Genomic DNA, 13,308 nt, shown 5'->3' on the forward strand with positions numbered 1-13,308 from the left:
GCGGGCCCCCCCCGGGCGGGCCGGGCCAGGCTGACGCGCCCGGGGGGGCCCGGGCGGCGGGGCGGGGCCGGGGGGGGGGGCGGCGGGGGGGGCCCCCGCTCGCACGGCCGTCGCGACCGCCGCCCCCGTCAACGCCGCGCAGACCAGCGCCGCGGCGACCCACAGCCGGGCCCGCCGCCGGCGCGACCGCTCGGCGGCGGCCAGGTCCGACAGCAGCGCCGCGGGCGGCTCGTCGGGCACCGCCCCCGGTTCGAGCAGGTCGACCGCCCGGTCGCGGGGCACCGCCGAGAGGATGCCGGGCACGCCCGCGAAGGCGGCCACGTCACCCGAGCACTCCGGGCACCCGGCCAGGTGCCCCTCGAACTCCCGCCGTTCGCCGGGCGACAGCGAACCCAGGACGTACGCGGCACCCCAGTCCCGGTACGGATCGACTGGCGAGCTCAACGTCCGGTGACCCCCTTCTCCTCCAGCGCCAGCCGCAGCGCCCGCAGACCGTAGTGCAACCGCGACTTCACGGTGCCCTCCGGCAGGTCCAGTGCGACGGCCAGCTCGGCGACGGACTGGCCCATGTAGTACGCACGCACGATCACCGTGCGGTGCTCCGGCGTCAACTGGGTGAGCACGTCGGCCACCAGCCACGCGTCCAGGGCCGAGTCGCTGGGGTCGGACCTGGCCCGCTCCGGCGGCCGTGCCGAGCCGATCTCCCAGCGGGCGCGGGCGCTGCGGCGCTCGTCGATCACCACGTTGCGCGCCACCGTGTAGAGCCACGCGCGGGCCGCCGCCGCGCCCTGTTCCAGCACCTTCGGGTTGCGCCACGCGCGCAGCAGGGCCTCCTGCACCACGTCGCGGGACAGCTCGTCGTCGCCGGTCAGCCGGCGCACGTACCGCCACAGCGCGGGCGCGTGCTCGTCGTGGAGGGAGCGCAGCAGGTCGATGTGGGTGTCGTTGATCGCGCACCTCCTGGGCTAGTCGTGGAGCAGCGGTTCCCGGGTGGCGGCGCGGAAGTCCGGTCGGCGCTTGGCGAGGAACGCCGCCGTGCCCTCGCGCATGTCGTCGGTGGTGAACGCCTCGCGGAACGCGTCCAGCTCGACGGCCAGCCCGGCGGCCACCGTCGTCCCGGCGGAGGCGTTCACCGCCGCCTTGGCCAGCGAGACCGCCGTGGCCGAGTTGCCCGCGATCCGGTCGAGCACGGCGCGTGCGGCGGCCAGCATCCCACCCCGGTCGTCGAACACCGCGGTGACCAGGCCGAGGCGCAGCGCCTCGGCCGCGTCGACGTGCCTGCCGGTGTAGATCAGCTCACGGGCGAGCGCGGGGCCGACCAGGCGTTGCAGCCGGACGCAGCCGCCGAAGCCGGGGATCAGGCCGAGCACGACCTCCGGCTGGCCGAACACGGCGCGCCGGGTCGCGTAGGCGAAGTCGCAGGCCAGCACCAGCTCGCAGCCGCCGCCGAGCGCGTACCCGTCCACGCACGCGACGACCGGGCACGGCACCTCCTCCAGCAGCCGGGTGACGCGTTGGCCGAGCCGGCCGAACCGCTCGCCCTCGTCGGGGGTCATGGCGGCCATCTCGCGGATGTCCGCGCCCGCGACGAACGCCGGGCCGGGCGCGCCGGTGAGGATGACGCCGCGGGGCGCCGGGCCGGCGAGGACGCCGGAGAAGAAGTGGTCGAGTTCGGCCAGCACGCGGCCCGACAGGGCGTTGCGCGCCGGTGGCCGTGAGACGGTGACCGTCGTGACGCCGTCCTGTTCGTCGATGAGCAAGGTCGAGTAGTCCACGGAGTCTCCTCACGAGTCCCAGATGGCGCCGAAGGCCGGCACGCCCCGGGCCTCCAGCTCCTCCACGACGTGCCAGGTCGTCTTCTTGTTGGAGATGCAGATCACCGCCTCGGCGTCGAACTCCCGGTGCGCGCGCAGGGCCAGCTCGACCAGGTCGGGCTTGCCGTCGCGGACGGTGTCCCAGACCAGCGCCTCCGGCTGCACGGCCTCGATCTCGTCCACCAGCGCGTCGCCGTAGGTCTCGCGGGGCGTGCGGGTGGACCACACCAGGCGCGACGGGGTCTCCCGCGACAGCAGGTGCGGCAGGCAGGGCCCGATGCCGCTGCCCGTGGCGACCCACACCACCCTGGTGAACAGCTTGTCGATGTTGCCGACGCCGGCCGTCGGCACGCCCTTGACCCACAGGTGGGTCGGCAGGTCGTCGATCAGCGAGCCCGTCCAGTCGCCGGCGCGGGACACGGTGAGCCGGAACCCGGTGCGGCCGGGCGTCGGCACGTTCGCGAACGAGTGCCACTCCAGCAGCGGGTTGCGGCTGATCGCGGTGGACGAGCCCGCGAACGGCGTCACGCCGTAGTCGAACGAGACCAGCGCGACGTGCCGCGACGGCCGGGTGATCCGCACCGGCACGCGGCGCAGCCGGACCCACGGCAGGACGACGCTCGCCACCACCAGCAGGAGCAGCCAGAACTGGAGCGAGCCGGCGAAACCCGGCTGCCGGGACGCGTGCACCGCGAACAGCGCGAGCACCGTCCAGCCCGCGAACCGGTGCACCCGCTCGAAGAGGTCGTGCCGGCTCGCGCGCAGGCGGGGCAGGGCGAACACGACCATGCCGGCCATCAGGGCGAGGATCGTCCACGTCAGGGGGTCGTTCAGGGTCCAGGCCAGGGCGGCGAACCAGGCCGTGGCGGACACCGCCGCGCCCACGTGCAGGCCGCCGAAGTGGTAGACCTTGCCGAGCGCCCAGCGGACCTTGAGCGGCCACGTGGTCGGCGCGCTGGTGGCGAGCCGGAACAGCAGGTTGATCACGTGCTGCTGGCGGACCAGCACGGCCAGCGCGACGTTGACCACGACCAGGTCGGCGATCGCCTGCGCGGAGTCCACGCCGAACGCGACCGCGGTGTTGGCCAGGAGGACCGCGGCGGCGAGGCGGTTGTGGTGGGTGAACGGGCGTCGGCGGAGCCGCAGCCGGACCGACGGCGGGTCGGTGCGCGTGGTGGTCATGACGCGGCCACCAGTAACGACAGCGCGGCGCGGTCCACCTTGCCGCGGTCGGTCAGCGGCAGGTCGTCCACGGCGACGACCTCGGCCGGCACGCAGTAGTACGGCAGGACGCGCGCCACGGCGTCCTTGGCGTCGTCCGGCGCGACCGAGGCGGGGCTGACGACACCGACGAGCCTGCCGTCGCGCAGGACGGTCGTGGCGCGGACGCAGCCGGGCGCGGTCTCCAGGGCCGAGGTCACCGCGTCCAGCTCGACCCGGAAGCCGCGGACCTTGACCTGGTCGTCGGTGCGGCCGTGGTGCTCCAGCTCGCCTTCAGGCGTCCAGCGGCCCAGGTCGCGGGTGCGGAACATCAGGTGGTCGCCGCCCAGGAACGGGTCGGGGCGGTAGCGCTGGGCGGTCAGCACGTCGTTGCCGAGGTAGCCGGCCGTGACGCAGGCGCCGCCCGCCCACATCTCGCCGACCTCGCCGATCGGGCACGGCCGCAGGTCGTCGTCCAGCACGTAGACCGTGGTGTTGGGCACCGGGCGGCCGATGGTCAGCCGGCCGACGCGGGGGTCGTAGCGCTGCACCGTGTTGACGATCGTGACTTCCGTGGGGCCGCAGGCGTTGTGGAAGGTCGCGCGGGCGGACCAGGCGTCGGCCAGGGCTCGGGGGCAGCGCTCGCCGGCCACGGCGACGACGCGCACGTCGGGGCACCGCCGGGGGTCCAGTGTGGACAGCACGCCGGGGGTGGCGATGAGGACGGTGGCGGTTTCGGCCGTGCGGGCGATGTCGCGGCCGCGGATGACGGACGTCGCGCCGTGCGTGAGCGCGCCGAAGACCTCCCACACGGCCATGTCGAACGCGATGTTGAGCAGTTGGGCGACCCGGTCGCCGGGGCGGATGCCCAGGTCGCCCGGCTCGGTGAGCAGGACGTTGCACAGGTTGGCGTGGGTGACGCGGACGCCGTTGGGGACGCCGGTGGTGCCGGAGGTGAAGATGACGACGGCGATGTCGCCGCTTTCCGCTCGCGGTGCGGTGACGCGGCGGTCCGGGAGGGTGTCGAGGGCCAGGACGGTGGGCGCGTCGAGCGCGGGGGCGTGCTCGCTGGTGGTGAGGACGACCTCGATGGCGGCGGTGCGGATCACGTGGTCGAGGTGCGGGCGCGGGGTGATGCGGACGTCCTGCGGCACGTAGGCCGCGCCGACCTTCAGCACGGCCAGGATGCCGACGACCATGTGGGTGGAGCGGGTGAGGAACACGCCGACGTGGTCGCCGGGCCGGACGCCGGCGTCGAGGAGCGCGGCGGCGACGACGTTGGCGCGGTGGTCCAGTTCGCCGTAGGTCAGGCAGGAGCCCTCGTGCTCGACGGCGCGGGCGTGCGGCGACCGTGCGGCGTGGGCTTCGAAGGCGTGGTGGATGCGGTGGAACGGCGGCGTGACGGCGGGGCCGTGGCCGAATCGTCGGAAGAGCGGGCGGTCGTCCGGGGGCGGTCCTGGCACGGCGGGTGGCTCGGTCATGGCTGTCACGGGGTGTGCGCCTCTCGTCAGCCGGGCGTGGTCACCCGGTCTGAACGAGACAGCCCCGCGGTCCGTTCAAGGGGACCGGCAAAAATATTTGAAGATTCGCCAACCCGCACCACCGCGTGTGTCGAACCCCCAGCCCCCGAGAGTCCTACGCCCAGGACGCGAGAGTCCTACGCCCAGGACCCGTGAATTCAACGCTCAGGTCCGGCTACCTGGGACGCGAGCGTTGAACTCGGGGGTCGCGGACGTAGGACTCACGCGACGCGAACGTAGGACTCACGGGGTTTGAGTGTTCGACACACGGGTCAGTCGAGGGCGGTCCAGGCGTCGGCCAGGAGCTGTCTCGTTTCGCCGAGCAGCTGCGGCAGGACCTTGGTGTGGCCGATCACCGGCATGAAGTTCGCGTCGCCGCCCCAGCGCGGCACGACGTGCTGGTGCAGGTGCGCCGCGATCCCCGCGCCGGCCACCACGCCCTGGTTCATGCCGATGTTGAACCCGTGCGGCCCGGAGGCCGAACGGATCACCCGCATCGCCCGCTGGGTGAACGCGGCGAACTCCGCCGTCTCGTCCACCGTCAGGTCCGTGTAGTCGGGCACGTGCCGGTACGGCAGCACCATCAGGTGACCGGGGTTGTACGGGTACAGGTTCAGCACCGCGAACACCAGCTCGCCGCGCGCCAGGATCAGCCCCTCGGCGTCGTCCAGCCCGGTCACCCGGCAGAACGGGCACCCCTCGGGCTCGTCGCCCACGGCCTTGCCCTCGCCCCGCACGTACGACAGGCGGTGCGGGGTCCACAACCGCTGCAACCCGTCGTGGACCCCGACCCCGTCCTGCTCCTCGTACCGGTCCGTCACTGGACGAGTTCCGCCGTGGGCGAGGCGTTCTCGCGCCGCGCGACCCAGTCCACGACCGTCTCGACCGCCCGCTCGACCGGCACCCCGTTGATCTGCGTGCCGTCGCGGAACCGGAACGACACCGCGCCCTGCTCCACGTCCTTGCCGCCCGCGAGCAGCATGAACGGCACCTTCTGCGTGGTGTGGTTGCGGATCTTCTTCTGCATCCGGTCGTCCGAGGCGTCCACCTCGGCCCGGATGCCGCGCGCCTTGAGCCGCCGCACCACGTCCAACAGGTGGTCGACGTGCTCGTCCGCGATCGGGATGCCCACCACCTGCACCGGCGCGAGCCACGCCGGGAACGCGCCCGCGTAGTGCTCGGTCAGCACGCCGAAGAACCGCTCCACCGACCCGAACAACGCGCGGTGGATCATCACCGGCCGCTGCCGGCTGCCGTCCGGCCCGGTGTACTCCAGCTCGAACCGCTCGGGCAGGTTGAAGTCCACCTGGATGGTGGACATCTGCCAGGTGCGGCCCAGCGCGTCCTTGGCCTGCACGGAGATCTTCGGCCCGTAGAACGCCGCACCGCCCGGGTCGGGCACCAGCTCCAGGCCGGAGTCCTCGGCCGCGACGCGCAACGCCTCGGTCGCCTTCTCCCAGACCTCGTCCGAGCCGACGTACTTCTCCTCGTTGCGGGTGGACAGCTCCAGGTAGAAGTCGTCCAGGCCGTAGTCGCGCAGCAGCCCGAGCACGAAGCGCAGCAGCGACTTCAGCTCGTCCTGCACCTGGTCGGGGGTGCAGAAGATGTGCGCGTCGTCCTGCGTCATGCCGCGCACGCGGGTCAGGCCGTGGATCACGCCGGACTTCTCGTACCGGTAGACCGAGCCGAACTCGAACATGCGCAGCGGCAGCTCGCGGTAGGACCGCCCGCGCGACTTGAAGATCAGGTCGTGGAACGGGCAGTTCATCGGCTTGAGGTAGTAGTCCTGGCCGGGCTTGCGGACCGTGCCGTCCTCGTTGTACTCGGCGTCCAGGTGCATCGCCGGGTACATGCCGTCGCGGTACCAGTCCAGGTGACCGGAGGTCTCGAACAGGTTGCCCTTGGTGATGTGCGGCGAGTAGACGAACTCGTAGCCCTCTTCGGTGTGACGGGCGCGCGAGTAGTCCTCCATCGCCTTGCGGATGATCCCGCCGCGCGGGTGGAACACCGCCAGGCCCGAGCCGATCTCGTCCGGGAAGCTGAACAGGTCCAGCTCCACGCCGAGCTTGCGGTGGTCGCGCCGCTCGGCCTCGGCCAGCAGCTCCAGGTGGGCGTCCAGCGCCTCCTGCGACTCCCACGCCGTGCCGTAGATGCGCTGCAACTGCGGGTTCTTCTCGTTGCCGCGCCAGTAGGCGGCGGCCACGCGGGTCAGCTTGAACGCCGGGATGTGCTTGGTCGTCGGCACGTGCGGGCCGCGGCACAGGTCGCCCCACACGCGCTCGCCGGACCGCGGGTCGAGGTTGTCGTAGATCGTCAGCTCGCCGCCGCCGACCTCCATCACCTCGGCGGTGTCGACATCGCTCTTGATGTCGACCAGCTCCAGCTTGAACGGCTCGGCGGCCAGCTCGGCCTTGGCCGCGTCCACCGACTCGACCACGCGCCGGGTGAACCGCTGCGCGCCCTTGATGATCGACTTCATGCGCTTCTCCAGCGCCTGGAGGTCGTCCATCGTGAACGGCCTGTCGACCTGGAAGTCGTAGTAGAAGCCGTCCTTGACCGGCGGTCCGATGCCCAGCTTGGCCTCGGGGAACTGCTGCTGCACGGCCTGCGCCAGCACGTGGGCGGCGGAGTGCCGGATCACACTGCGGCCGGCCTCGGTGTCGGCGGCGACCGGCTCGACCTCGACCTCGACCTGCGGGGTCCAGGAGAGGTCGCGCAGGTGGCCCTCGGGGTCGCGCACGACCACGACGGCGTCCGGCCCCTTGCCGGGCAGCCCCGCTTCCCGCACCGCCGTCCCCGCCGTGGTCCCCGCCGTCACCACCACGCGTGGTGGGTTCGGGGCGGCTGCGGGGCGCGGTTCGGACACGGTGACTCCTCGGTGTGTGTTCGGTCCTTCCCCCGAGATGTTATCGGTGCTCACCGACCGCTTTTCCGGCGCACCGGGTCGGCCGCCGGTCGGGCCGCCGTTCAGCCGCGGATCAGGGCCGGCAGCGCGTCCGCCGAGGTCACGGCACGCCCGGTGGTGCGCTGGTAGCGGCGGACGAGGTCGCGGCGGCGGACGCGGTGGCCGAGCCTGCGCTCGGCGGCGAGCAGGGCGTTGCGGCGCGGTGGCGGGTAGGTCGAGGCGAGGTCGGCCAGCAGCGCCGCCCGGCCGACCCCGGCGGTTTCGAGCACCCACGCGACGCCCGGGTCCAGCGCGGTGAGGGCCAGGGCCAGGTGTTCGGGCCGGTGCTCGCGCTCGCGACGGGCCAGGGCGAGGCGCAGCGAGGCCGCGTAGGACGCCCGGGCGTCCAGGCCGAGCGGCGGGGTGAGCGCGGCGCGGCGCCTGCGTGCCTTCGCCGCGCCCAGCGGGAGCAGCGGCTCGCGGCGGGCGGGCCGGTCGAGGGCGGGCGCGCCGCGGTCGCCGAGCAGGCGGTCGAGGTCGACGCCGAGGGGCGCCAGGACGAACCGGTCCGCCGCACCGCCCGCGCCGAGCGGCGCGGCCAGCCGCGCGGCGTCGCGGATCGCGGCCGGTGTCGCGCCGTGGCGGGCGAGGACGTCGGCGAGCGTGCCGCGCGGGCCTTCGGCGAGGGCGGCGAGGAGGTGCTCGCTGCCGGTGCGGGGGTGGCGCAGGTCGAGCGCGAGCGCGAACGCGCGGCCCAGGGCGCGGTCCAGATCGGGGTGGTCGCCTCGGAACACCGGTCAGTCCTCTCGGCCGTACTTGCGGTGGACGGTCTGCTTGGTCACGCCGAGGCGGGTCGCGATGTCGCGCCACGACCAGCCCGCCCGGCGCGCGGCGGCGACGTGCTCGGCTTCCAGTTGCTCCACGAGGCGGCGCAGGCGTGCCACGGCCCGCAGCCCGGCGTCCGGGTCGTCGCCGTGCGCGTCGGGGTCGAGGTCGGCGATGGCGGACATGTCGTCAGCATATGCTGACGGTCGCGTGGTCGTCAACACATGCTGACGACCCGGGCTCACAGGTGATCGACAGCCGCCCATCAGCATCCCCTCAGGTCACGCGCGCACCATGGCGGTCGACCGCACGGGAGAGCAGGAGTTCCGCCATGTCAGACCCCCGACAACCACAGCACCCCGACCCGGACCCGGCGGCGGACCGGACCCCGACCGGGCCGGCCACCGACCCGTCGACCCCATCAGCACCGGTCGCGGGCACCCCCACCGCGGCCACCGACCCGGCCGCCGGGCAACCTGTCGGCCCCGCCGCACCCGCCGGAGGAGCCGCCGCGGCCGATCCGGCTGTCGGACAGCCCGCGGCGACCCCGGCCGACCACACCACCGCGCAACCTGGCGCAGCCGCGACCGGCCCTGCCGGGCACCCCGCGCCCGACCGGGTGGGGCAGGCAGCGCCCGCCGGACACACAGGGCCGACCGGGCACGCCGCGCCGACCGGGCAGGCAGAGCAGTCAGAGCAGTCAGGACCGACCGGGCACGCAGCGCAAATGCCGCCGGCCGGGCCGCCGAGGTCGGGCAGGGGCGCGGTCGGGCGGGTGGTCCGGCACCGGGCCACGCAGCTCGTCGCCGTCGGGCTGCTCGGGCTGGTCCTCGGCGGCGGGATCGTGGCGCTGGTCGACCACGACCGCCGCCCGCACTACGGCGTCGGCCACGACCGGCCCGGTCACGGGCGGTTCGAGGAGCGGTTCGACAAGCGCGGCGACTGGGGGCCGCGCGGGCCGGAGCGGGTGCCGCAGCGCGACTTCGAGCGCTGAGCGCCCGGGGTCACGCCAGGAAGCCGCGCAGCAGCAGGGCCGTGCCGTCGAGGTGCTCGGCCATCGCCCGCCGCGCGGCCTCCGGGTCGCCCGCCACGATGTGCGTGACGATCAGCTCGTGCTGCTCGTTCGAGTGCGCCAGGTTCGGCGGCAGCAGCGGTATCCGGTCGAGCAGCGCGTTGACCCTCGTCCGGGCGTCCGCGACCGCCGCCGTCAGCGACGGGGAGCCGGTCGCCTCGGCGATCGCCAGGTGCAGCCGCGAGTCCTTGCGCCGGTAGGCGTCCACCGGCGCGTCCCGGCACTCGGCCAGCCGCGTGAGCAGGTTCCGCCGCTCGACCGGCCCCAGCGCCCGGCCCGCCGCGCACTCCGCCGCGCCCGTCTCCACCGCCGTGCGCAACGTCAGCACGTCCGCCAGCTCGCCGGGGTCCACCCACCGGTCCGGCGCGACCGGCGGCAGCGGCGAGTTCACGAACGTGCCGCCGTACCGGCCGCGCCGGGACTCGACGTAGCCCGCGTCCTGGAGCGACCGGATCGCCTCCCGCAGTGTCACCCGGCTGACACCCAACCGGGTCGCCAGGTCGCGCTCGGCCGGCAGCCGCTCCCCCGGCCCGACCACGCCGAGCCGGATCGCCTGCACCAGCCGCTCCACGGTCTCCTCGAACGCGTTGCCCGCCCGCACGGGGCGGAACAACGCGTCCTGCAACGGCATCACAGCGGTGTCACGTAGGCACCGGCGATACCGCCGTCCACCAGGAAGTTCGACGCGGTGATGAACGACGAGTCGTCGCTGGCCAGGAACGCCACCGCCGCCGCGATCTCCTCCGGCTCGGCGAACCGGCCGAGCGGCACGTGCACCAACCGCCGCGCGGCCCGCTCCGGGTCCTTCGCGAACAGCTCCCGCAGCAACGGCGTGTTCACCGGTCCGGGTGACAGGGCGTTCACCCGCACGCCCTGCCGGGCGAACTGGACGCCCAGCTCGCGGCTCATCGCCAGCACCCCGCCCTTGGACGCCGTGTAGGAGATCTGGGACGTCGCCGCGCCCATCGTCGCCACGAACGACGCCGTGTTGATCACCGAGCCCCGACCCCGCTCCAGCATGTGCGGGATCGCGTGCTTGCAGCACAGGTACACCGACGTGAGGTTGACCTTCTGCACGCGGTCCCACGCCTCGATGCCCGTCGTCAGGATCGAGTCGTCGTCCGGCGGCGAGATGCCCGCGTTGTTGAACGCGACGTCCAGCGAGCCGTAGGTGTCGACCGCCGTCCGGTACAGCGCCGACACCTGCTCCTCGTCGGTCACGTCGACCTGCACGAACAGCCCGCCCACCTCGTCGGCCGCGGCCTTGCCGGTCTCCGCGTCGACGTCCGCGACGACGACCTTGGCCCCCTCGGACGCCAGCCGCCGCACCGAGGCCAGCCCGATGCCGCTGCCGCCGCCGGTGACCACGGCCACCCGGCCCTCGAGTCGCACAACCATGTCTCTCCCAATCAGTGAGCGATGAAGACGTTCTTGGTCTCGGTGAACGAGTCGAGCGCGTCGGGCCCCAGCTCCCGCCCCAACCCGGACTGCTTGAACCCGCCGAACGGGGTCCAGTACCGCACCGACGAGTGCGAGTTGACCGACAGGTTCCCGGCCTCCACCGCACGCGACACGCGCAGCGCGCGTCCCACGTCGCGGGTCCAGATCGACCCCGACAGCCCGAACCGGCTGTCGTTGGCCAACCGGACGGCGTCCTCCTCGTCGGTGAACGGCAGCACGGCCACCACCGGCCCGAAGATCTCCTCCACGGCCGCGCGGTCGTCCGGCGCGACGGGCGCGAGCACCGTGGGCGGGAACCAGAAGCCGGCCCCGGTCGGCGCGGAGCCGCGGAACGCCACCGGCGCGTCGGACGGCACGTAGGAGGCGACCCGCTCCCGGTGCGCGGCCGAGATCAGCGGCCCCATCTCGGTGGCCTCGTCCTCCGGCGCGCCGACCACCACGCCCTTGACCGCGGGTTCCAGCAGCTCCATGAACCGGTCGTACACCGACGCCTGCACCAGGATCCGGGACCGGGCGCAGCAGTCCTGGCCCGCGTTGTCGAACACCCCGTACGGCGCGGTCGCCGCGGCGCGCTCCAGGTCGGCGTCGGCGAACACGATGTTGGCCGACTTGCCGCCCAGCTCCAGCGTCACGCGCTTGACCTGCTCGGCGCACCCGGCCATGACCTGCCTGCCGACCCGGGTGGACCCGGTGAACACGACCTTGCGCACGTCGGGGTGCGTGACGAACCGCTGCCCCACCACCGGCCCCGCGCCGGGCAGGACCTGGAACACGTCCGGCGGGAGGCCGGCCTCCAGCGCCAGCGACGCCAGCCGCAGCGCCGTCAGCGGCGTCAGCTCGGCGGGCTTCAGCACCACCGTGTTGCCCGCTGCCAGCGCGGGCGCGAACCCCCACGCGGCGATCGGCATCGGGAAGTTCCACGGCACGATGACGCCGACCACGCCCAGCGGCTCGTGGAAGGTCACGTCCAGCCCGCCGGGCACCGGGATCTGCCGGCCGAACAGCCGCTCCGGCGCGGCCGAGTAGTAGTGCAGCACGTCGCGCACGTTCCCGGCCTCCCACCGCGCGTTGCCGATGGTGTGCCCGGCGTTGAGCACCTCCAGCGCGGCCAGCTCCTCGATCGCGCCGTCCACCGCCTCGGCGAACCGCCGCAGCAGCCGGGCCCGGTCGCCCGGGGCGACCGCGCGCCACGCGGGCAGGGCCGCCGACGCGCGGGCGATCGCCGCGTCGGTCTCCTCCAGCGTCGCCAGCGGCACCGAGCGGACCACCTCCTCGGTGGCCGGGTTGATGACGTCGAACGTGGTGGTCACTTCACTCCCCTGTCTCGCGCGGCGCCGACGAGCGCGGCGAACAAGCGGTCGTCCTCGGTGTCGGCCTCCGGGTGCGACTGCACGCCGAGCACGAAGCGGGAGCCCGGCAGCTCCACCGCCTCCGGGGTGCCGTCCGGCGCGCCGGCGACCACCCGCAGGCCGTCGCCGAGGACGTCCAGCGCCTGGTGGTGGTGGCAGAACACGGTGGTGGCCAGGCCGACGATCCCGGCCAGCACCGAGCCGGGCGCGACCGCGATGCCGGTGTGCTGGAACACGGCGGGTGCGGGGTTGTGCCCGTCCACGTGCTGGACCAGCGTGCCGCCCAACGCCACGTTGAGCACCTGCATGCCCCGGCACACCGCGAGCAGCGGCAGGTCGAGCTTCAGCGCCGCGCGGGCCAGGCCCAGCTCGACCGCGTCCCGCTCGGGCCGCGCCGGCCCGGTGCGCGGGTCGCGCGGCCGGCCGTACAGCGCCGGGTCCACGTCCGCGCCGCCCGCCAGCACCAGGCCGTCGAGGAAGCCGACGCTGTCGGCGTCCCAGGAGCCGACCGGCGGGAGCAGCACCGGGTTGCCGCCCGCGCGCACCACCGAGTCGAGGTAGTCGCGGTGCAGCACGGCCGCCTCCACGTCCCAGACGCCGAATCGCACCCGTTCCAGGTAGGTGCTGACGCCGATCAGCGGTCGTGCCCTAGAGCCGTTCGAAACCACGGATGCGCTCCCAGTCCGTCACCGACGAGTCGAACGCGGCCAGCTCCACCCGGGCCGCGTTGAGGTAGTGCTCCACCACGTCCTGGCCGAACGCCTCGCGCGCCAGCTCGCTCTTGGCCAGCAGCGACGCGGCGTCGCGCAGCGTGGCGGGCACGGTCGGCTTGTCGGAGCCGTAGGCGTTGCCGACGAACTCCTCCTCCAGCGGCAGCTCGTTGTCCAGCCCGTGCAGCCCGGCCGCGATCAGCGCGGCGACCGCCAGGTACGGGTTCACGTCCGCGCCGGGCACCCGGTTCTCGAACCGCAGCGACTGGCCGTGGCCGACGACGCGCAGCGCGCACGTCCGGTTGTCCCGGCCCCACGCCACCGCGGTCGGCGCGAAGCTGCCCGGCGCGAACCGCTTGTAGGAGTTGACGTTCGGGGCGAGGAAGTAGGTCAGCTCGCGCAGCGCGGCGCGCTGACCGGCCCGGAAGTGGGGCGGTCTCGTATACACATAACCGCTCCCACGAGACACCTCC

General features: G+C 73.8%; 13 protein-coding genes and 2 pseudogenes. 1 reads left to right on the forward strand and 14 read right to left on the reverse strand.

What is annotated here, in order from left to right; genetic code table 11:
* Positions 1-339 precede the first annotated feature (339 nt).
* The 9 genes and pseudogenes from ACFXGA_RS07400 to ACFXGA_RS07440 all read right to left on the reverse strand — a co-directional run.
* Positions 340-444, reverse strand: a pseudogene (locus ACFXGA_RS07400) (zf-HC2 domain-containing protein); the annotation flags it as partial.
* Entirely contained in the window at positions 441-950 is a 510-nt protein-coding gene (locus ACFXGA_RS07405) for a sigma-70 family RNA polymerase sigma factor (protein WP_378085242.1), read from the reverse strand. The pseudogene ACFXGA_RS07400 and the gene ACFXGA_RS07405, both read right to left, overlap by 4 nt.
* Positions 951-965: 15 nt before the next feature.
* Complete coding sequence (locus tag ACFXGA_RS07410) at positions 966-1,775, reverse strand: enoyl-CoA hydratase/isomerase family protein (RefSeq protein WP_378085157.1); 810 nt, start codon at positions 1,773-1,775, stop codon at positions 966-968.
* A gap of 9 nt (positions 1,776-1,784) precedes the next feature.
* A complete protein-coding gene (locus tag ACFXGA_RS07415) occupies positions 1,785-2,996 on the reverse strand; it encodes a hypothetical protein (protein WP_378085159.1) in 1,212 nt (403 codons plus the stop codon).
* Complete coding sequence (locus ACFXGA_RS07420) at positions 2,993-4,495, reverse strand: amino acid adenylation domain-containing protein (protein WP_378085161.1); 1,503 nt, start codon at positions 4,493-4,495, stop codon at positions 2,993-2,995. Before ACFXGA_RS07420 ends, ACFXGA_RS07415 begins: the two co-directional genes overlap by 4 nt.
* A gap of 311 nt (positions 4,496-4,806) precedes the next feature.
* Positions 4,807-5,355 (reverse strand): HIT family protein, encoded by a 549-nt coding sequence (locus ACFXGA_RS07425; protein ID WP_378085163.1) that lies wholly within the window; start codon positions 5,353-5,355, stop codon positions 4,807-4,809.
* A complete protein-coding gene (gene thrS, locus ACFXGA_RS07430; RefSeq protein ID WP_378085165.1) occupies positions 5,352-7,400 on the reverse strand; it encodes a threonine--tRNA ligase in 2,049 nt (682 codons plus the stop codon). The genes ACFXGA_RS07425 and thrS overlap by 4 nt, the downstream gene beginning before the upstream one ends.
* A 101-nt stretch (positions 7,401-7,501) precedes the next feature.
* Entirely contained in the window at positions 7,502-8,212 is a 711-nt protein-coding gene (locus ACFXGA_RS07435; protein WP_378085167.1) for a Clp protease N-terminal domain-containing protein, read from the reverse strand.
* A gap of 3 nt (positions 8,213-8,215) precedes the next feature.
* On the reverse strand, positions 8,216-8,428 hold the full coding sequence (locus ACFXGA_RS07440) for a helix-turn-helix domain-containing protein (RefSeq protein ID WP_378085169.1): 213 nt from the start codon (positions 8,426-8,428) through the stop codon (positions 8,216-8,218).
* A 590-nt stretch (positions 8,429-9,018) separates the two neighbouring features.
* Here ACFXGA_RS07440 and ACFXGA_RS07445 point away from each other — a divergent pair.
* Complete coding sequence (locus ACFXGA_RS07445) at positions 9,019-9,237, forward strand: hypothetical protein (RefSeq protein ID WP_378085171.1); 219 nt, start codon at positions 9,019-9,021, stop codon at positions 9,235-9,237.
* Positions 9,238-9,247: 10 nt separating this feature from the next.
* Here the strand turns inward: ACFXGA_RS07445 and ACFXGA_RS07450 are convergent, their stop codons facing one another.
* The 5 genes and pseudogenes from ACFXGA_RS07450 to ACFXGA_RS07470 form a co-directional block, all read right to left on the reverse strand.
* A complete protein-coding gene (locus ACFXGA_RS07450) occupies positions 9,248-9,946 on the reverse strand; it encodes a FadR/GntR family transcriptional regulator (protein WP_378085173.1) in 699 nt (232 codons plus the stop codon).
* A complete protein-coding gene (locus ACFXGA_RS07455; protein WP_378085176.1) occupies positions 9,946-10,713 on the reverse strand; it encodes a 3-oxoacyl-ACP reductase in 768 nt (255 codons plus the stop codon). The genes ACFXGA_RS07450 and ACFXGA_RS07455 overlap by 1 nt, the downstream gene beginning before the upstream one ends.
* Positions 10,714-10,724: 11 nt before the next feature.
* Complete coding sequence (locus ACFXGA_RS07460; RefSeq protein ID WP_378085178.1) at positions 10,725-12,086, reverse strand: aldehyde dehydrogenase family protein; 1,362 nt, start codon at positions 12,084-12,086, stop codon at positions 10,725-10,727.
* Positions 12,083-12,793, reverse strand: a complete 711-nt coding sequence (locus ACFXGA_RS07465) for a gamma-glutamyl-gamma-aminobutyrate hydrolase family protein (RefSeq protein WP_378085180.1) — start codon at positions 12,791-12,793, stop codon at positions 12,083-12,085. Before ACFXGA_RS07465 ends, ACFXGA_RS07460 begins: the two co-directional genes overlap by 4 nt.
* A pseudogene (locus ACFXGA_RS07470) lies at positions 12,774-13,308 on the reverse strand (glutamine synthetase); the annotation flags it as partial. The pseudogene ACFXGA_RS07470 and the gene ACFXGA_RS07465, both read right to left, overlap by 20 nt.

This window comes from Actinosynnema sp. NPDC059335 (assembly GCF_042752395.1).
Classification (GTDB): domain Bacteria; phylum Actinomycetota; class Actinomycetes; order Mycobacteriales; family Pseudonocardiaceae; genus Actinosynnema.